Genomic DNA, 20,177 nt, shown 5'->3' with positions numbered 1-20,177 from the left:
GATGATTGAAAATGCAGCGATATATTGTGTACAAATCCTATTTCCCGGCAGCCCTTTGTTCTGTGTTTTATACCGTCCCGCTTTTTTATATAAACTCTGTAAATAGTAAACTGCTGTGCACCAATGGCAAAAAACATATCATTGCGCGAAAGCAGCAACGCAAAGGCAATATGCCCAACTATTTTCAGGAAAGTTTACTTGACATTTCTCTTTGGTCTGCTATAATAATAAGTAAAGCAAGCTTTCCATTCTAATATACAGGAGGTAAAAGATTATGAATAACATTAAAGAACTGAGACCACTTTTAACCAACCTTTCAGCCGGAGTTATTTTGGCAGGAATCGGGCTGGCAACACATTTTGACTATTACTCAAAGTTAATTTTTGCAACAGGATTCGGGCTGGCATGTGGTGCGCTGGTTCATATATTCCGCTTCCTGTACTGGAAAAATCCGAAGAGGCAGAAGGAATACGAATCCAGAAAGGAAGAGGCGCGTATCAACAGTATTGATGAGCGGAAGCAGTTTCTGCGGATGAAGTCTGGTTATATCATATATCAGCTCATGTTTTTTGTTTTACTCCTGCTTGCATGGGCTCTCGCACTGTTCCGCGCGGACGGCTGGGTCATTGGAATGGTGTTTGTGCTTTCTATCTTTCATTGGGGTGCGGGAACCGTCGCATTCCGTGTTTTGGAAAAGAGGCTATAAGCTGGCGGGGGAGGCTATTCACAGCTGCTTCACACACATGTTCAAAAGCAGCCGGCAAAGCTGTCTGTGGGGGCAGTAAATCTCTTTACTGCCCGCTTCCCCAGTATGTCTCCAGCGCGTTCTTGTCTTTGTTGACTACATACCCGCTGCCGCCGATTTCTTTTACATTCTCCACCATGCTCACGATCAGCAGCGGATTCTCTGCCTCCTTTTCCGCGGTGAATACCGCGAACCAGCCGATCTCCGTCCCATTGGTATCCTCCACGGACGCCTTGATCTCTGCTGTTCCCGTTTTTCCGGCCAGCACGACGTCTTCGCGGCGCGCCGCAAAACCGGTACCTTCCGGGTTGTTCACCACCTTTTTCATACCTTCCAGAACCTGCGCCGCAGTTTCCGCCGAAAAAATCTGCGGAAGCCAGATTTCCGCACCGGCACCGGCTTCATTTCCTCTATCCGCATCTGCGTCTGCCCCACCAGCTTCATTTTCATATACCAGCCACGGTTTCACCGCATTACCTCCATTGCAAAAAGCCGTATACAAACCGGCCAGGTGCAGCGGGTTGACCAGGATCTGCCCCTGGCCGTAGCCGCTGTCCGCAAGCTGGATCTCCGACTCGATCTGCTCTGTATTGGAATACTGCGACGGGGGCATCACGATCTCAAAGGGCATCTGCTCCCCAAATCCCATAGCATCCAGTTCCTGCTCCAATGCGTCCGCGCCGATCTTGAGGGCCGCCTTGGCAAAATAAATATTGTCCGAATAGATCAGCGCATTTTCCATGGTCACCGGCTCATACGCGTGGAGGGTGGTCACAAAGTAATCCCCCCAGGAAGCGTCTTTCTGCCAGCTCAGCCCCACATTTCCAAAATCCTCCTGCCAGTCCAGGGCGCCTGTTTTCAGACCGATGGCGGCAATAATGGGCTTGAATGTAGAGCCAGGGCACCAGGTCTGACGAAAACGGTTCAGCAACGGTTTCCGTTCATCCTCATTGAGTGCGTTCCACCGGGCATCGGACAGTCCCAGGATAAAGTCATTGCTGTCAAAGGAGGGTGTGCTGACCAGCGCCAGCACCTCTCCCGAGTAAGGGTCCATCGCGGCGGAGCAGCCGGGATCTTCCCGGAACTGCTGGTACAGAGCGTCCTGAAGCTGCGCGTCGATGGTCAGCCGGATATCCTGTCCGTTCTGTACCGGAAGATTAGCCAGCACGGATTTTTTGCTGCCGTCCCCGCTTTCTATATAAATGCTGCAGCCGTCCCGGCCCTTCAGTTCCTTTTCAAACAGCCCTTCCAGGCCGCTTCTTCCGATCACGCTGTTTTCGTTGTACCCTTCGCCCGGGTGCTCCTCCAGATCCTCGGCGGTGACATTTCCCACATAGCCGGTCAGGTGTCCCGCCGCTGCCCCAAATGGATAGCTCCGCACCTCCACGTCGCTGATCATGACCCCCGGAACGGCAAGCAGCGCATCCTGCCGCGCTTTTTCCGCAAGCACCTGTTCCTCCGGCTCCAGCGCCATCAAATCCAGCTCGCTGACTTTCGGGATGGTTTTGATGGGGACAAAGGAATCCTCCTTCACCCAGGCCGCGTCCAGGCAGTTTTGAATCGTTTCCTTGTCCATGTCCAGCAGCTCGGATAACTGCCGAAACGCAGTTTCCCGGTCTTCCAGCTTTCCCGGCACCAGCCCCACGGAGGAGGCGGTTCCCGGTCCGGCAAGCATCCGGTCGTACCGGTCCAATATTTTCCCCCGCAGGGCAGGGTCAGACTCAATGCGCACCTTGTCCTCAGAAGTCAGCTCCGGAAAAATCAGACCGTCATGCCAGAGGATTTTATATCCCTCCTCCGTGTCCGAAAAACGCATTTCATTTTCAAAATGCAGATTGCCGGCAGCCGTGTCAAAGGACATCCGGTAGGCCACCGTGTCCGTTCCCTCATCCTTCTTCCGGTCATTTTCCAGAATCTCGACCTGGATATCTGCGATTTCTATTCCCTCATAGATGGCGGAATTTCGCTGAATAAAAGCTTGCTGATCCTTGTATCCGGAATTTTCAGGATCCGTCATCTCATACATTTTTTCATACTCCTGCTTCCCGATCAAATCCACGTATCGGACAAGGAGTTCCTCCGGAATCTCCCGGCTGTCTCTTTTTATCCAAAATAAAGCTGCACAGACCGCGATGCCTGCTGCCGCAAACGCCAGTCCCGCAGCAGCGGCACGCGGAAACTTTTTACCGCTGCCCTTCCGTTTATGTCTCTGTGTTCTCTCCATGCTTTCCTCTCCGAATTGAAGTCATTTGCGGGGCAGGCGGATGCCGGCGCCCGCAGTTTCCAATCTATTATATCCTATATCTTACATTCGTAGTATTTTTATGTCAAGCATGGATTGCTTTCAGAATATCCGCATATACATTTTTTGTTACTGTTCACACCCTACGGGTGCTCCAGTAACAGTATCCAGCCCATTTTAAGTCGCCTTCGGCGAGGGGCTGGATATATCGCTGTCATCACGTCATTGGTCGGACACCTTGCAGCGCAGTGCAAGATGCCGTGTGAACAGTAACCGTTTTTTACCTGCTTCTTTAGGAACATTCTTTTCCCTGATCCGACAGTCTTTGAATCATCTTAAGTATCCTCCCCGCACTGCACCGTATCGTTTCTTCCGATAACTTTCCTTGTTCATAAGCCTCACAAATATTCTCGGCATCTTTATGATTTCCGGGCATAATGATATCGTTTCCGGCAGCAATACACTGCCACGGCACACTTCCATTTTCCGGAACGGTTGTATTCCAATCAGACATGATAACGCCTTCAAATCCCCATTCTTCGCGTGCAATTGCCGTGCAAAGAGCTTTGCTGTTAGCGGCATGAACACCATTGACCAGATTATAAGAAGACATCATAGCAATCGGCTTACTCCTTTTTACCGCAATTTCGAATCCACGCAGGTAGATTTCTCTGAGAGCACGCTCAGAAACACAGATGTTCACCCCCATTCTGTTATCCTCCTGATTATTGCAGGAAAAATGTTTAATAGTGACGCCGCATCCTCTGTGACTTTGTACGCCGGTTGTTACAGACGCCGCCATCATTCCGGACAGAAAAGGATCTTCTGAATAATATTCAAAATTACGCCCGCATAATGGATTTCTGTGAATATTCATACCGGGCGCTAACCACAGATCCACGTGAAATTCTTGCATCTCTGCGGCAACAGCTTCTCCAAACTCCCGCATCAAATCTGTATCCCATGACTGTGCCAATGCTGTTCCCACCGGAAATGCAGTACAATATTGATAATAAGTATCTGCATTTTCATGATGCTCTGCTTCTTCCAAAAAACCATTCTCTAAAGCGCCTAAAACACCGACGCCGTATACGGAATTTGTTTTACGGTCTACTTCATAGCTCTGCCTTAGACGAAGTCCTGCCGGACCATCCGCCATAATCAAAGTCCGGATTCCATACTTTTCTTCCAGAGCTTCTGTTGTTTCGCCGGCTGAGCCGGGCACCCGGATTCCGGCCGATCCAAGCGTGCCGGCGCCCTGCGTAATGTTTCCGTACAAAAGCGGTATTAATTCTGCAGCAGACGGTTCTTCTGCAGGTGATATCTGGTATATCCTCTCCCTTTCTTCCCGCGGTATAAATGAAGAAACCGGAATCTTCTGCTCCTCCGCCGTCAAAAGCCATTCCCCGGCTTTATTCTTGGCAAATTCCGCTATGCCAGGTTCTTCCATCACTGCATTGGGTTGACAGGAGCCCTTTGCATGTTCCAATATGGTCTGTTTATGAACGGTAAACAATTCCGCAAGCTGCAGTGACGCTGAATGATTCCCGATCCATATACCATATGTTCCGGCTTCCATGAACCACGCGCGGAGCTGTTCCGAATAGCCGGCAAGATCCGATTGGTCAACAGAAATCATAAGCGTTTGTTTTTCCTGCGGCTTTAACGTATTTGTCTTTGCAAAACCGACTAACCGCTGATACTCCTTTGCACAGCCCGTCTGCGGAGGCGTCACATAAACCTGCACCACTTCACGTCCAGAATACATTTTTCCAGTATTCTTTACAGTGACTGTGATATCCATGCCTCTCTCTGTTCTCTGAAGCCCTTCATATTCTATAGAAAAATCCGTATATGACAGGCCATAACCGAATGGAAACAATGGCTGTATACCGAAGCTGTCAAAATACCGATATCCCACATAAATTCCTTCCCTGTATTCCTCTGTTTCTAAATTTCCGTTCAAATAACCAAAACTGTCTGCCGAAGGATAATCTTCATAATGCCTGGCCCAGGTGGCAGTCAATCTGCCTCCCGGCGCCGCGCGGCCAAACAAAACATCCGCAGCCGCATGGCCTCCCTCCTGCCCGGGAAGAGAAATATTTAAAACCGCTTTTATATTTCCGGCCCTTTGCAGAACATCGGTCAGTTCTATTGGCGCTCCCACATTTAAGAGCAGTACGATTGGTATACCGGCCCGATCTAAGTCTAAAATGTCTTCCCACTCTTTTTTGCTTAAATAATAGTCTCCTTCTATCTTCCGGCGGTCTTTCCCCTCTCCTGCTATGCGGCTGATCACATATACTGCCGCCGATGCATTTCCCAAATCTTCCGGCATAATTTTTCGACCCTCCGGCATGGAAAACGGATTGGCTGAATAAGCGTCAAATGGATTTTCTACATGCCTGGCAGCTTCCAAAACTTTTTCCTTCCAACCAGTTCTGGCGGCTTCGTAACGATTCTCATAATCCGTAAGCCAGTCCTCGCTTGTAATCACTGCGCCTGCTGTCTTTAAACCTCTGTATATGGATATACTCTCCCGGTTATTGACATCGCCTGAACCAATTCCTCCCTTGACTGTCCGGACAGCGCCGCCGCCGAATAATGCAATAGACATTGGAAGTTCCAGCGGAAGCAACCTGTCATTTTTCAGCAAAACCATGCCTTCAGCCGCCGCCCTTCTTGCGAACCCGGCATGTTTCAGCTCACGCCTGGAACGTTTTGTTTTCAGCGTACCACTATGATTGTGATTCATAATTTTTCTTATCTCCTCCTGCAGCAGTCGTCAAAAAACCTGTTTTATTACTCTTTTACACCGCCAAGGGTAACGCCGGCAATAATAAATTTGGAAAGGCAGAGGTATACGATAATTATCGGCACAATTGCTACCAGAATCATTGTATAGATCTTACCCATATCAAAGTTCATATAGTCGGCGCCCCGAAGCGTTGCGATTAGAATCGGCACTGTCATTTTGTCTTTAGACTGAATCACCAGAGCCGGAACAAAATAGTTATTCCAGGAACCTACAAAACTGAAAATTGCCTGAACCGCAATCGCCGGTTTCATGATTGGAAGTACAATCTGGTTGAAAGTACGGAACTCCCCGCAGCCGTCAATTCTTGATGCTTCAACGAGTGACAGCGGAAGCGATGACTGCAGATAGCTATGCATAAAATAAAATACTGCCGGAGATGCAATCGAAGGAATAATCAAAGGAAGTAAAGTATCATACATTCCCATATTCGTTATCAGCCGCAGGAATCCCATTGCAGTTACCTGTGTCGGCATTACAAGGATCGCCATAATAAAGGTAAACGCAATCTTCTTCAATTTAAAGTTATATGCATACAGGCCATATGCCGTTAACGCCGAGAAATATGTACAGATTGCCGCGGAGCAGCCGGAGACGATCAGGCTGTTTAAAATCCCCCTGAACATCGGAAAGGTTCCGTCATTGGCAACATTACTGAGGTTTTTAAGCAAATAACTCCCTGGCAGCGCGGAAAATCCTTTCTGTAAGTCCGCATGCGACCGTGTTGCATTGATAAACAAAATATAGAAGAAAAACAAGCACATAAATGACAGGATGATCAGTACAATATGCGCAACTATACTCCGTAAATGGCTTGGCTGTTTTGATTTCATAAACCTATCCCCTCCTCTGCTGTTTTCTGGCTTTTTTCGCTGCTGCCTTTGAACCGTCCGGATCATCATTATTCGTCATCCGGTATACAAAGAAGCATAAGATACCGCTGACAATAAACAGATAAACAGACAGCGCGCCGGCCATACCATAATTTCTGCTCTTCAAATGACTGTTCAGGAACATGATCAAAGTCATAGATGTACGGTCCGGAGTTCCCTGCCCATTTGTCAGGATCTGCGGCACATCGAACATCTGCAGGCCGCCGATAATGGCTGTGATCAGCGTATATGCAAGAATCGGCCGTATCTGCGGCAGAGTAATGTAGAAAAACCTCTGGAAGCTGTTGCACCCATCCAGTTCGGACGCCTCAAATACATCCGGGCTGATTCCCATGATCGCCGCCATCAGCATAATCGTTGAATTTCCAAACCACATCAGGAAATTCATAAATCCTACCAGCGATCTGGTTCCCAGCGCAGAACCAAGGAAATCAATGGGCTGGCTGGTTAACCCGATGGACATGAGAATAGAATTAACCGGTCCGTTGGTAGAGAACATGGTAAAAAATAACATTGCAAATGCAGACGCCATGATCAGGTTCGGCAGATAGATCACAACCTTAAAAAACTGTGTTCCATGAATCTTAAGCCTTGCATCTACAAACCACTCTGCAAGCACCAAAGCGATCACAATCTGCGGAATAAATCCTATAATCCATAAAATCAAGGTATTTGCTGCATATTTCAGCATATCTGATCCTAAAAGGCTGATATAATTTTCCATACCGACAAAATTCGGTCCGATTTCTTTAATTCCCGAACGATAATACTCAAAAAAGCTGTACCGGATAGTGTCCACCAAAGGAATAAAGGAAAAAATGAAAAAACTAATAAAAAACGGAAGGATAAAAATATAACCCCATTTTGAATAATCAACTTTTTTAATTTTTTGCTTCATAAACTGTCATTCCTTTCTTTTTCATGTGACGGCGGGGTAATCAATACCCCGCCGTATATCTTACTCCGGCCACTGAATTTCGGTAATATCAGGATAACGTTCTATAATTGCTGTCTCAAAATTCTTTTTCGCCTTATCATAATCAACCTTCCCCTGCAGGTAATCGCTGAACGAGTTCTGGATCAGCTCTACGCAGCCCTGGTCATAGGCGGAAAGGGGCGCGATCTCAATGCTTTCTGCAACCGGTGCAAAATATTTGAACGCATTCTGTCCTCCAAGAAATTCTGAAGCGAAAGTATCGTCGTCTTCTGCAGCTTCCTTCATCCCGCTTGTTGTGTTTGTAAAATCTGAATAGTCTTTTGAAATTTTAAGCAGATTATCTTTGTCTGCCGTTACCGCGAGAATGATGTCTTTTACATGCTCTGCATTGTCCGTACCCGTGCATGCATGTACATAGGAACCGCCCCAGTTATATTCCTGCGGTGGATTCGTGACAGCCCATGCGCCGGCTTCACCGTCCCAGTTCGGCTTCAATGTAAAATCAATTCCCCATGCCGGGAACAGGAACGCGAATACTTTGGAGGCAGAACCCATTGATTTATTCCAGTCATCATTCCACTGGCCTTTTACATTTTTATCCAGATAGCCGGCCTCCAGCCATTCTTTGGAGATGTCTACCCAATCCATGATCTTCTGATCCACTTTAATCGTTGTCTCTCCGGGACTTACCCATGATTCGTCAATGCTGTTGCCATACAGGCGGAACGTATCTGCGTAAGAAGCAAATGTATAATAGCCTTTTGCTTTCAATTCTTCTGCCGTTGCTTCCATGGTATCCCAATCCTTTACTTTCTTGCCGATTTCTTCCGGATCATCCGTCCCGAATACATCTTTGGCAATATCACGGCGATATACTAACAATCCCGGACAGCACTGCCAGGTAGAGCCCCTCTGGACGCCGTCCGTATCAGAAGCTGTAACCTTCGTAAAATCATACTGCTCGCTCAGATCCGCCTCCGGATCGATACCAAGATCCTTAAGCGGCATAGCCGCATCTGCGTCCGCATCCGTATATTTATTGACATAATCTGTCTCTGACAGGAAGATATCAACCTTGTCGTCAGCCGCCGCATCCGCCTGCTTCATCAATGCCTCGTCCAGCTTCTGCTGATAGACGCCGTCCTGATTCGGATTGATGATCCAGTGAATCTCTGTACCGTCATTTAAAGTAGTCACCGTACCGTCTTTAGAGGTTTCCTTTACTTCCGGATAAACTGCCTCCACACGTTCGCGGAATTCATCATTCCAGCTATAGATATTGATCACTTTTCCTTCTTCACCGCCGCTTCCCGCTTCAGAACCGCTGTTTCCCGCTTCAGAACCAGATGGCTTCCCGCAGCCCGCAGCCAGACTTGCCGTCATCGCTGCAATTAACAGGATACTAACTACTCTCTTTTTCATTTGAAAAATCCTCCTTCTATACTTTGTGAAGCGCAGGCTTCACGTTTATTGATGAACGGATTATAGCGTAAATCATTTTTCAGTTATACTAGAGTTCTTACCAAAATATCAGATTCATGACACTTTTTAAATCTTTTCCATTCACGGCAAAACCTGTGGGAGCTGCTTCCTTTAATTTAGGTCATGATTCTGGTATTTTTCGCATATTTTTTATTTTTTTCAGGCATGATTTCCTTTATGATATTCTTTATCTATACATATAAAGGAAAGGGGCAAAAAGATTGTATCACTTAAAATTTATTGATGAGCATGGCAGCTTTCTGATAGAGCAACCGGAAAATACAAGTTATTTATACTTTCCTCTTGCATCTGAAACGGGATTAAAAAGCGCCGTCACACCAAATCTCGGGGGAGACGCCAAGATCGATCAGGAGACCTTCTTATTAGAACCCGTAAGTTCTGAAGACTTACATAACAACCGTTCTGCCCGGAACTTCTGGCTTTTAAAAAACGGCACGGATGCATATTCCGTTACCGGAGCCTCAGCAGATCAGGAAAACTCTCAATTTACTGCAATGCAGGATGAAAGCAGATTGACAGCAGGATTTATGTGGCAGACACTGACAAGATCTTCCAAAATCCATAAGCTGACCTCCACGGTTACTTCTTTTATTCCCAAAGACCGTAATGTGGAAATCATGTATATAACCGTGCAGAATCAATCAGAGGTTACGCAGGAATTTACTGCATATGCCGCCGTTCCCATCTATGGCCGCAGCGCAGACAACATCCGCGACCACCGGAATGTCACCTCCATGCTTCACAGGATCCGCACGGATAAAAACGGAGTCCTTGTCTGCCCGACCATGTCCTTTGACGAAAAAGGGCACCGTCCAAATCAGCATATCTATTATGTCATGGGATGTACGGGAGACGGCAGTTCACCGAAGAGCTTCTATCCCACTGTGGAGGATTTTATCGGCGAGGGCGGAACTTTTACACATCCCCGCGCCGTATATGAACAATATCCCGGTTATCCGGCATCTGCGGCTGCGGCCGGAAAGGAGGCAATGGGAGCCTTCCGCTTTGATCCCGTCTCCCTTGCTCCCAAAGAAACGGCAGACTATATCATTCTCATCGGCATGGAAGACACGGAAAGCGAAATCCTGGAACTGTTTGAAAAATATAACACCGCCGGTAAAGTTCAGAAGGCATTTTCAGATACAAAATCTTACTGGCAGAATCAGGTAAATGTGAATTTTCATACGAATGAATCTGATTTTGACCACTTGATGAAATGGGTCTGCTTTCAGCCGTTCCTCCGCCGTTTATTCGGCTGCTCTTTTCTCCCGCACCATGACTATGGACGGGGCGGGCGCGGATGGCGGGATCTGTGGCAGGACTGTCTTTCTCTGCTGTTGATGGACCCTGAAAGCGTCGGACATATGATCGCCCTGAATTACGGCGGCGTCCGCATTGACGGAACCAATGCAACAATCATCGGAAGCGGGGACGGTCATTTCATTGCAGACCGGAACGGGATTGCCCGGGTCTGGATGGATCACGCCCTCTGGCCATTGATGACTACAAAGCTTTATATCGATCAGACCGGCGACGCAGACATCTTAAATAAACAGGTTTCTTATTTTAAAGATGCACAGACCATGCGCGGAACGGATGTTGACGCCATGTGGAATCCAGAATATGGAGACAGACAGCGTACTGCCGGAAATGAGATCTATACCGGAAGTATTTTAGAGCATCTTCTCATTCAGCAGCTCACTGCGTTTTATGAGACAGGAGATCATAATATCTGCCGGCTTCGCGGAGCCGATTGGAATGACGCTCTGGATATGGCATCCGAACACGGCGAAAGCGTTGCCTTCACCTGCGCTTATGCCGGCAACCTGCTGAATCTTGCAGCAATGATTCGTCTTCTGGACAGCCGTTCTTCCACTCATATGACCGAACTTCTGGAGGAAATCACGGTTCTGTTGGAAAATGACACAGACGCATTTGACGATATCAGCAAAAAGCACAAAATACTATCCGATTATGTAAGCAGATGCCGGCATACCATCAGCGGCAGGCGTGTGAAGTTTTCCCTTTCCGCTCTCGCTGTCAATCTGGTTCAGAAGGCAGACCGGCTCATGGAACGTCTGAGAACGCAGGAATGGATCGAAGGCCCGGACGGAGAAGGATGGTTTAACAGCTATTACGATGACCACGGACGCGCCGTTGAAGGATTCTTTGGAAATCATGTACGAATGATGCTGACCGGTCAGGTCTTTGCGATCATGAGCGGTACCGCAGAAGACGGCCAGATCGAAAAAATCACGAGGAGCGCCGACCATTATTTATACAGGAGAGCCATCGGCGGCTACCGTCTGAATACGGATTTTCATGAATTGAAATTCGATATGGGGCGCATGTTTGGATTTGCCTACGGGGAAAAAGAAAACGGAGCAGTATTTTCCCATATGACGGTTATGTACGCCAATGCCCTGTATCATAGAGGATTTGTAAAAGAAGGATGGAAAGCGCTCCGCACACTTGCCGATACGGCTCTGGATTTTGATACCAGCCATATTTACCCGGGGATTCCTGAATATTTTCGCTCTGACGGGCGTGGAATGTATCACTATCTGACAGGCGCCGCAAGCTGGTTCATGCTGACGATGATAACAGAAGTTTTTGGCGTCCGCGGAGAAGCCGGAGATCTGATCCTATATCCAAAGCTGCTGGCCTGCCAGTTTGACGCGGACAAAACCGCTTCCATCAGCGTTCCTTTCGCCGGAAAAAACTTTACGGTTATTTATAGAAACATAAACTGCAAAGATTTTGGAGCCTATATCATTGATTCTGCTTCATGCGATGGAACTGAGCTTACCGTAAACGAAGACTCTTTTGTCAGCATTTCCCGAAAAATGCTCACTGCATTATCGGACGATGCACACACCATTACCGTAAATCTTCTGTAATCTCACAGAGAAAAGAAAGGATAATTAATATGAAATATGGAAATTTCGATGATACAAACCGGGAATATGTCATTGACCGGCCGGATACGCCTGCGCCATGGGTAAATTATCTGGGTTCCCCGGAATACGGCGCAATCATTTCCAATAATGCAGGAGGCTATAGTTTTGCAAGGTCAGGCGCAAACGGAAGAATCCTCCGCTACATTTTCAACAGCTTTGACCAGCCCGGACGATACATTTACATCCGGGACGACGATTCCAGGGATTACTGGTCCGCTTCCTGGCAGCCGGTAGGAAAAGATCTGAACAATTATAAAAGCAAATGCTGTCATGGCATGGGCTATACCAGAATGACCGCCGGCTATGACGGTATCAGCTCGGAGGCTCTCTACTATGTTCCTCTGGGGAAATCCTATGAGGTGTGGGGACTCACTGTAACAAATGACTCAGCACATGTCAGAAACCTGACCTTAAGCGGTTATGCAGAATTTACCAATCATGGAAATTACGAACAGGACCAGGTGAATCTGCAGTATTCTCTGTTTATTACAAGAACATTGTTTAAACAGAACCAGATCATTCAGCAGATTCACGGCAATCTGGATGCCCTGCCAGAAGATGAAACAGTCGATGAAAAGAACGTGACCGAGCGTTTCTTCGGCCTTGCCGGCGCCTGTGTATCCTCCTATTGCGGAGACAGAGAACAGTTCCTTGGCCGATATCATGGTTATGGAAATCCGCAGGGGATTCTATCGGGCGATCTCGGAAATATGACCAGCTACAATGAAAATTCCTGCGGCGCACTCTCTTGCAGCATCACCCTGGCTCCAGGCGAGACGAAGACCATCGCTTTCCTGCTCGGCACAGGCGGCTTTACTGAATCGTCTGTCCTTCTTGACGGTTATGCCGATCCGGAGGAAATGATAAAACAAGAGCTGCAGGAGCTAAAAAAATACTGGTACGAAAAATTTGACCATCTGAAGGTGAACACGCCCAGTTCGGAATTTAATACAATGATAAATACCTGGAATGCTTATAACTGCTTTATGACATTTATCTGGTCCCGCGCCGCTTCCTTCATTTACTGCGGACTCCGCAACGGTTATGGTTACCGTGATACTGTACAAGACATCCAGGGAATCATCCATCTTGCGCCGGAAATGGCCGCGGAAAAGATCCGATTTATGCTTTCTGCGCAGGTAAGTAATGGCGGTGGACTTCCCCTGGTAAAATTCACACATAATCCGGGACACGAAGATACGCCGGACGATGCTTCTTACCGGCAGGATACCGGACACCCTGCTTATCGTGCCGACGACGCACTGTGGCTTTTTCCGACCGTTTATAAATATATTGCTGAGACGGGCAATCTGGAATTTTTAAATGAAACCATTCCCTTTGCGGATAAGGAAAAAGCCAGTGTCTATGAACATCTGAAACGGGCTGTCGCATTTTCACTGGCTCATCTCGGCCCTCACGGAATGCCGGCAGGGCTCTATGCAGATTGGAACGACTGCCTGCGTCTGGGTGCAGACGGCGAGTCCTCATTCGTTGCGATGCAGTTCTATTACGCAATGACCGTGTTAAAGCAATTCGCCAAATGCAGGAATGATGCAGAATACGTAAAATATCTTGAAGAAAAGCAGGAAGAGACGGGCGCCGCAATTCAAAAACTATGTTGGGATCAGGATCGGTTTATCCGCGGATATACAGAAGCAGGGGAACGGATCGGCGCCGCCGGTGACCCGGAAGCCAATTTGTGGCTGAATCCACAGAGCTGGGCTGTCATCAGCGGACTTGCCGGCGCCGAACAGGCCGAGACGGCGCTTACAAATGTCTATGAACAGTTAAATACCGAATATGGCGCCCTTCTGATGAATCCTCCCTATCACACCGACGCTTTTGACGGCGCTCTGGCTGTGATATACAATCAAGGGACAAAAGAAAACTCCGGTATCTTCTCACAGTCCCAGGGATGGCTGGTTCTCGCAGAAGCCCTGTGCGGACACGGAGAGCGTGCCTTTACATATTTTATGGAAAATGCACCTGCCGCATGGAATGACCAGGCGGAACTCCGCCGTCTGGAGCCTTACTGTTACGGACAATTTACGGAAGGAAACGCCAGTGAGCACCAGGGACGTTCTCATGTACATTGGCTGACCGGAACTGCTTCTACTATGATGGTCGGATGCGTAGAGGGGATTCTGGGACTCCGCCCTGATCTGAACGGTATCACCCTGTCGCCGGCGATTCCAAAGGACTGGACCTGCCTGGAGATAGAAAAGGATTTCCGTGGGAAACATCTGCATATCCTCATTGAGAATCCAAACGGACGGGAAGCCGGATGTGAAAAGCTGATGCTGAATGGAAATGAAATGACCAGTAATTATATACCTGCCAGCTTTCTTACAGACACAAATGAAATTCGGCTGATTCTCTAAAACAGATACTCGTCCCATATAAAGAACGGATGATCGGCGGGATTTCTATATAGAACAAATATCATAAAAGGACGCAGTGTCATATTACTTTGCGTCCTTTTGCTTCTTTTTTAATGCTGTTCTTCTAACTTAGGATTCTCTGCTTCCGATTCAATCTCCCAATGAATCGTGTGATGCAAGTCCCGATATTTTTTAGGCGTCATACCCACGTATTCCCGAAACTGCTGTATAAAATGGCTCTGTGAAGAAAAAGACAGGCGGTTTGCAATGTCGATCATAGAATATTCACTGTACTGCAGAAGGTTCTTGGCCATATCAATCTTCTGACTGCGTATATAGGCGCTGACCGAATCACCTGTTTCTTTCTTGAACAATCGTGACAAGTAGCTTGCAGACACACCAAGTTCATCTGACAGATCCTCAATCGTAATACGCTCTTTTATATGAGAATAAATATATTCCTTACAGACACTGATATGCCTGGAATTCGTATTACTATGGCAAAACCTGCGCATCTTCTCTGTATAATCCAGAACCATCTCATCATGAAGATTCCGTACTCCTTGTACCGTATGTATGTCATCCAGCTTTTGAATATAGAAATCACTCATCCGGAAAGCCTGCTCCAGTTCCATACCTTTCTGCTTACATAATCGGGTAATCATTGCCGTGGTAATGACAAAATGATATTTCAAATTTGTAATTGGGTTTCTGGACAGCACTCCAACTCCTTCGCTGTCCAAAAACCGCTCTTGCTCACAGTTCTTCCTGACTGCTTCTATATCGCCTTTCGTTACTGCCTGATAGAACAAAAATTCTTCTGTCGGCGGCCTGTGTTCTGCTTCATCAATATCATCTTCCGCTTCTAAGAGAAGCCATTCATCCTGATATCCCATAGTATAGTCCTCCTTCGGTTTCTGTTCACGGCGCCCTGCACCTTGCCGCAAGGCATCCGGCCAGTAAAACAGCGTTTGCCGAATGATGCTTTTTTATTATATCAACAAAGCGGAGGTTTTGCAAATGATTCAGACTTCGGTTCTGTTCTGTAACAGTAAATATCGCCCGCTGTTCACAGTCATTTCGCCAGATAAGCATACAGAAAACCTGCCGCCGTCAGCTTTTCTGCATACGATGGTACTCAAAAAGACCGCACATACATGCGGCCTTTTCGAAAAAGGGATTCTTTATGAAATGATACTGTTTTATTTGCAAAGCTTCTTAAATTCATCTGCCACGAACTGTACCTTCGTACCGATGATAACCTGTACCGCTGTCTTGCTCGGCCGGATCACGCCTGCCACGCCTGCGGATTTGATTTTCTTTTCATCCACTGCCGTGTAGTCTTTGATTTCCAGACGAAGCCTTGTAATACAGTTGTCAATGCTGGCTACATTGTCTTTTCCGCCGACGCCTTCCAGGACGATTCTTGCTACTTCTGTAAAATCGTCGTTTGCAAGCTGTACGGCTGTCTCGTCATCATCGTCCTCTCTTCCTGGTGTCTTCAGGTCGAACGCCACGATCACAACCCGGAACAGTACATAGTAAACCACAGCAACTACCAGGCCGATTGCCGGCAGTAACAGCGGATTGATCGCGAACGGAGCCTTGAAGCTCAAGATCCAGTCAATCAGACCTGCACTGAAGTTAAAGCCCGCACGTGCCGGAAGCAGGGATACAACTGCCAGGGAAATACCTGTCAATGCAGCATGGATCAAATACAGAACCGGTGCAAGGAACATGAAGGAAAATTCCAACGGTTCCGTAACGCCGTTAAAGAATGATGCCAGCGCCGCGGAGAATAACAAACCTGCAGCGATCTGCTTCTTGCTGTCTTTTGCTGTATGATACATTGCCAGTGCCGCTGCCGGGAGACCAAACATCATAACCGGGAAGAAACCGGACATATACATACCTGTCTGTCCCATCACACCGCCTTCGATGCTTCCCCAGAACTTACCGATGTCGTTGATGCCCGCCACGTCAAGCCAGAATACGGAGTTCAGCGCATGGTGCAGACCAAATGGAATCAACAGTCTGTTGAAGAATCCGTACAGACCTGCTCCTACTGCTCCCAGGCTCATGATAAATTCACCGAATGCGATCAACGCATTGTAAATGACCGGCCATACAAAGAACAAAATCAATGAAGCAAAAATGGACACTGCCGATGTTATGATCGACACACAGCGCTTTCCGCTGAAGAATGAAAACGCGTCCGGAAGCTTCGTGCTCTTGAACTTATTGTAGCATGAAGACGCGATCAAGCCGCACATGATACCGATAAACTGTGTCTGAGTCTTGGAAAATGCCGGATCTACTTCCTCTACCGCTACCTTGGTCAGCATCGAGATTACGCCCGGTGACAGGATCGTCGTAACCATCAGCCAGGATACGAGACCTGCAAGACCTGCTGTTCCGTCATTGTCATCCGCCATACCTACCGCGACACCGATCGCGAACAGGATTGCCATCTGGTCAATCAATACACCGCCGGCTTTCAGCAGGAATGCCGCAATCACACTGTTTGCACCCCAGCCTGTGGGGTCGATCCAGTAACCAAACCCCTGCAGGATCGCCGCTACCGGGAGACACGCTACCGGGAGCATCAAGGATTTTCCTAATCTCTGTAAATACTTCATACATTATCCTCCTTCTACCTCATATTCCTTTTGAAATCCCTTTGTCTATTTTATGCCGGCGTTGTACCGGCTAAAATATCTCTGTCTTTTCTGCGGCCCGCTGCGGGCCTGCACATCTTTATTTCTTTTTGATCTCGAGAACGTCGTCCCCCGGAGCCACTTCCTTTCCGGCAAGCCCTTCCACATCCGCATATGCATCCGTGTTGCAGATCAGCATCGGCGTGATCGTATCGTATCCCGCTTCTTTGATCTTATCCAGATCCATTTCCAGAAGAAGATCCCCCTTCTTGACCCGGTCGCCCGCTTTTACATGGCCCTTGAAGCCCTCGCCTTTCATCGAAACGGTGTCCAGCCCCACATGGATCAAGATCTCCGCCCCAAAATCAGCGTTCATGCTCACCGCATGCAGCGTTTCAAATACCATCGCGATCTCACCGTCTGTCGGGGCATATACCTTTCCCTCGGATGGGATAACCGCCACGCCCTTGCCCAGAAGGCCGTCGCTGAACGTAGGATCATTCACTTCCTGCAGAGGCACCGCCCTTCCCTTGACCGGCGCTCCCAGCATCCATGTTTCTGTCTTTTTCTTCAAAAAATCAAACATCTTTTTCCTCCTCTTCTTCTGACATTGTGACTCTCCGGATATGGATGGACAGGTACATGACCTCCTCCCCGGATATTTTACTGCCTGTTGCCTTTTCTATATATTCTGCGACCTTCTGACTGCAGATATATTCCTGCGGGTACTTTTTCCTCATCATCTGCACAAGCTCCTGCTCCTCATCCGGTAGCAGCTCTTTTCTGTAAATCCGCTGAAGCAAAAACTTCACGTGCGTAACGAACCGCTCATAGTGAAGGGAATCCTCGTCCAGCTCAATCTTCAGCTCGTTCTTCACGATATCGAGAATATCCTTTAAAAGATTCGGGAACTTGAGGGCATCCCGGATATCCGTGCCGTATTCCGCGTTGACAAAGTGCAGTGCGATAAAACCGGCCTCATCCTCGGGAAGCCTGATGCCCAGCCTTTTGCCGATCAACTGTACGGCGTACTGCCCCAGTTGAAATTCCTGCGGATAAAAACGCTTGATCTCCCACAGCAGCGCATTTTTCGGCTGGATCTTCTGCTTGTACCTCTCCAGTGTAAAATTAATGTGATCCGTAAGTGTAACATAAATGCTTTGATTCAGTTTCAGCTTTAAATTATTTTTTGCGTAAGAAATAATATCGTTGGAGATCTCCACATGCTCGAGCGGCATATCGGCAAGCAGCTCCTTCAGCTTTTTTGCCACGCTCGCACTCTTAATCTCAAAGACTTTTTCAATTCTCGCCTCCGGCACCTTTTTTCCCGGCTTCGTGCCAAAACCGATTCCCCGTCCCATGACTACCAGCTCTGCGCCGGCTTCATCATAGGCAGAAATAATGTTGTTATTTATAATCTTTTCAATAATCATGCGCCTCTTGCTCCCCCTCGTAAAACCACAAAGCAAAAACAGACCACAGCCATTAACCTTTCTTCTGAGTGTTTTTTACAGACAGCCTAAGAGCAAAAGAGTTTTCTAATAGAAAAAACCAGGTTTATAAAGAGACGCGGAAACGTCTTTTATAAAACCTGGTTTTGCCTGCCAAACAGTAACAACCCATCTGCTGTCTATCTTTTGTTTTCTTTGTTTAGTATAACAAACCTGCGCAAAAAGTCAATGTTTTTTTATTATTTGTTTATTTTTTAGTTATTTTTACTTTATTTTTTGATTATTCTTTTTATATTTGTTTAACATTTTGTGCAAATAGCACAACATCAGCATTCACTTTGGACAGAACTTTGCATCTGCCCTTTTGCACCGCCTAAAATGATTATGAATAATCAAAATACTCCACGAACTTCATATGGTTTTTTGCTTCCTGTTCCCTCAGATAGCGCTGTCCGCCAAGCTCCGCGCTTTTCCCGCCGCCTGCGTCAATATAAATGGTCTGCCCGTTCATTTCCACGGCCGTAAGTACATACCCCTCCTGGCGGAACTGGCTCCGTCCCCAGACTCCACGTACAATGTGGGATTCCATTCCGGCCCTGTTGAACAGCTCCGACAGGATTTTCGCATATCCCAGCGCAGTGGCTTTTTCTCTGGTCACCGCGGACAGATTATTGTAAATATAAAGCTCCTCGAACACGTCTTTCATCCCGGAATAGGAAACGTTATCCCCGTCCGCCCCGGTGGTGAAGGCGAGGTTTTCATCCATCCATTTCAGGAAATAATCCGCCGTCTTTTTTTCCCCGTATTCCTCGGGAAGGCCGCTCATGACCCCATCCAGGATCTCCTCGGTCTTCTGCTGTATGTCCCTGATCTTTTCTTCTTCCTCCTGCTCATTCGCAGACAGGGCCTCTCCCACTTCCTCCAGGTTCATCACCCTGCCGTCGTCCGCGTATTCTCCGGACAAATGGATTCCCTCCGCGCAGGACAGAAACAGGATCGCTTTGGCAATGGTTTTTCCCTTCACATCCGCCAGATCTGTTCCGCCGTGCTTGATATAAACGCCGTTCTCCGTCATCGGGATATCTACAAATCCGTAAAAATAGTCATAGCCCTCATCCTCCAGGGCCGTCGTCACGCGCAGGTATTCTTCTCCGCTGAGCATCTCCGGAAACTCCACGATGCCGCCCTGCATACGATCCAAACGATCCCGGAGCAGATTGTATATTTCCGTCTCTTTTCCTGTGAGCTGCATCACATAAAAATCCGAAGAAACCGCCCCGCCGCTTCTCGGCTCATCCGTCAGGGCGCCTTCCACCGCCGCCGCGATGTTTTGCTGCCGCATCATGTACGTCAAAAACAGCAGGCTCAAAAAAACCGCTCCTGTCAAAAACGCCGCCCGCGGGTGATTTTTGATCCATTGTTTCATTGTCTTTCCCTCTTTCCGCACTCCCGCCCCCTGCCTTACAGAAACAGCAGCGGAGTATCCACTTGAAAAAAAAGCCAGATTTTAAAGACATAAAATAAATCTTATCCCTTTAAAATCTGGTTTTGCCTGCTGTGAGTAACAACCCAGTCAATTTATAAACTTATAGT

Annotated in this window: 13 protein-coding genes; 3 read left to right on the top strand and 10 right to left on the bottom strand. The window is 47.6% G+C overall.

The window, feature by feature from the left end:
- The first annotated feature begins 274 nt into the window (after positions 1-274).
- Positions 275-706 (top strand): hypothetical protein, encoded by a 432-nt coding sequence (locus EBB54_RS27445; protein ID WP_125129816.1) that lies wholly within the window; start codon positions 275-277, stop codon positions 704-706.
- A gap of 85 nt (positions 707-791) precedes the next feature.
- Here EBB54_RS27445 and EBB54_RS27440 read toward each other — a convergent pair whose 3' ends face one another.
- From EBB54_RS27440 to EBB54_RS27420, 5 genes are all read right to left on the bottom strand, one after another.
- Positions 792-2,969 (bottom strand): penicillin-binding transpeptidase domain-containing protein, encoded by a 2,178-nt coding sequence (locus EBB54_RS27440; protein ID WP_125129815.1) that lies wholly within the window; start codon positions 2,967-2,969, stop codon positions 792-794.
- Positions 2,970-3,279: 310 nt separating this feature from the next.
- On the bottom strand, positions 3,280-5,742 hold the full coding sequence (locus EBB54_RS27435) for a glycoside hydrolase family 3 protein (protein ID WP_125129814.1): 2,463 nt from the start codon (positions 5,740-5,742) through the stop codon (positions 3,280-3,282).
- A gap of 47 nt (positions 5,743-5,789) precedes the next feature.
- A complete protein-coding gene (locus tag EBB54_RS27430; RefSeq protein WP_004080036.1) occupies positions 5,790-6,635 on the bottom strand; it encodes a carbohydrate ABC transporter permease in 846 nt (281 codons plus the stop codon).
- A gap of 4 nt (positions 6,636-6,639) precedes the next feature.
- Positions 6,640-7,593, bottom strand: a complete 954-nt coding sequence (locus EBB54_RS27425; RefSeq protein ID WP_004080034.1) for a carbohydrate ABC transporter permease — start codon at positions 7,591-7,593, stop codon at positions 6,640-6,642.
- 60 nt (positions 7,594-7,653) lie between these two features.
- Positions 7,654-9,054 carry a hypothetical protein gene (locus EBB54_RS27420; protein WP_016297856.1) on the bottom strand — a complete coding sequence of 467 codons (1,401 nt, stop codon included), beginning with the start codon at positions 9,052-9,054 and terminating at the stop codon, positions 7,654-7,656.
- 281 nt (positions 9,055-9,335) lie between these two features.
- Between EBB54_RS27420 and EBB54_RS27415 the strand changes: the two genes are divergently transcribed.
- On the top strand, positions 9,336-12,035 hold the full coding sequence (locus EBB54_RS27415; RefSeq protein WP_125129813.1) for a GH36-type glycosyl hydrolase domain-containing protein: 2,700 nt from the start codon (positions 9,336-9,338) through the stop codon (positions 12,033-12,035).
- A 29-nt stretch (positions 12,036-12,064) separates the two neighbouring features.
- Positions 12,065-14,476: a GH36-type glycosyl hydrolase domain-containing protein gene (locus tag EBB54_RS27410; protein WP_125129812.1), complete on the top strand. Its 2,412-nt coding sequence runs from the start codon at positions 12,065-12,067 to the stop codon at positions 14,474-14,476.
- Between the two features lie 110 nt (positions 14,477-14,586).
- Here the strand turns inward: EBB54_RS27410 and EBB54_RS27405 are convergent, their stop codons facing one another.
- The 5 genes from EBB54_RS27405 to EBB54_RS27385 all read right to left on the bottom strand — a co-directional run bounded on the left by EBB54_RS27405 (position 14,587) and on the right by EBB54_RS27385 (position 20,010).
- Complete coding sequence (locus tag EBB54_RS27405) at positions 14,587-15,372, bottom strand: helix-turn-helix domain-containing protein (RefSeq protein WP_125129811.1); 786 nt, start codon at positions 15,370-15,372, stop codon at positions 14,587-14,589.
- A 306-nt stretch (positions 15,373-15,678) separates the two neighbouring features.
- Positions 15,679-17,115, bottom strand: a complete 1,437-nt coding sequence (gene nagE / locus EBB54_RS27400) for an N-acetylglucosamine-specific PTS transporter subunit IIBC (RefSeq protein WP_125129810.1) — start codon at positions 17,113-17,115, stop codon at positions 15,679-15,681.
- Positions 17,116-17,233: 118 nt separating this feature from the next.
- Positions 17,234-17,719: a PTS sugar transporter subunit IIA gene (locus tag EBB54_RS27395; protein WP_125129809.1), complete on the bottom strand. Its 486-nt coding sequence runs from the start codon at positions 17,717-17,719 to the stop codon at positions 17,234-17,236.
- The gene (licT, locus tag EBB54_RS27390) at positions 17,712-18,566 is read right to left on the bottom strand and encodes a BglG family transcription antiterminator LicT (RefSeq protein ID WP_125129808.1); all 855 of its coding nucleotides are present in this window, start codon (positions 18,564-18,566) and stop codon (positions 17,712-17,714) included. The genes EBB54_RS27395 and licT overlap by 8 nt, the downstream gene beginning before the upstream one ends.
- A 400-nt stretch (positions 18,567-18,966) precedes the next feature.
- On the bottom strand, positions 18,967-20,010 hold the full coding sequence (locus tag EBB54_RS27385) for a hypothetical protein (protein WP_125129807.1): 1,044 nt from the start codon (positions 20,008-20,010) through the stop codon (positions 18,967-18,969).
- Positions 20,011-20,177 lie beyond the last annotated feature (167 nt).

It is taken from the genome of Schaedlerella arabinosiphila, from assembly GCF_003885045.1.
In the GTDB taxonomy this organism is placed as follows: Bacteria; Bacillota; Clostridia; order Lachnospirales; family Lachnospiraceae; genus Schaedlerella; species Schaedlerella arabinosiphila.
The sequence above is the reverse complement of the archived record's forward strand: the minus strand, read 5'-3'. Positions and strand labels throughout refer to the sequence as shown.

Excerpts from the sequence above, each read along its gene's own strand:
- EBB54_RS27435 (WP_125129814.1), bottom strand. The coding sequence starts at position 5,742 with ATGAATCACAATCATAGTGGTACGCTGAAAACAAAACGTTCCAGGCGT.
- EBB54_RS27385 (WP_125129807.1), bottom strand. The coding sequence starts at position 20,010 with ATGAAACAATGGATCAAAAATCACCCGCGGGCGGCGTTTTTGACAGGA.
- EBB54_RS27405 (WP_125129811.1), bottom strand. The coding sequence starts at position 15,372 with ATGGGATATCAGGATGAATGGCTTCTCTTAGAAGCGGAAGATGATATT.
- EBB54_RS27430 (WP_004080036.1), bottom strand. The coding sequence starts at position 6,635 with ATGAAATCAAAACAGCCAAGCCATTTACGGAGTATAGTTGCGCATATT.
- EBB54_RS27420 (WP_016297856.1), bottom strand. The coding sequence starts at position 9,054 with ATGAAAAAGAGAGTAGTTAGTATCCTGTTAATTGCAGCGATGACGGCA.
- licT (WP_125129808.1), bottom strand. The coding sequence starts at position 18,566 with ATGATTATTGAAAAGATTATAAATAACAACATTATTTCTGCCTATGAT.
- nagE (WP_125129810.1), bottom strand. The coding sequence starts at position 17,115 with ATGAAGTATTTACAGAGATTAGGAAAATCCTTGATGCTCCCGGTAGCG.
- EBB54_RS27410 (WP_125129812.1), top strand. The coding sequence starts at position 12,065 with ATGAAATATGGAAATTTCGATGATACAAACCGGGAATATGTCATTGAC.
- EBB54_RS27445 (WP_125129816.1), top strand. The coding sequence starts at position 275 with ATGAATAACATTAAAGAACTGAGACCACTTTTAACCAACCTTTCAGCC.
- EBB54_RS27440 (WP_125129815.1), bottom strand. The coding sequence starts at position 2,969 with ATGGAGAGAACACAGAGACATAAACGGAAGGGCAGCGGTAAAAAGTTT.
- EBB54_RS27395 (WP_125129809.1), bottom strand. The coding sequence starts at position 17,719 with ATGTTTGATTTTTTGAAGAAAAAGACAGAAACATGGATGCTGGGAGCG.
- EBB54_RS27425 (WP_004080034.1), bottom strand. The coding sequence starts at position 7,593 with ATGAAGCAAAAAATTAAAAAAGTTGATTATTCAAAATGGGGTTATATT.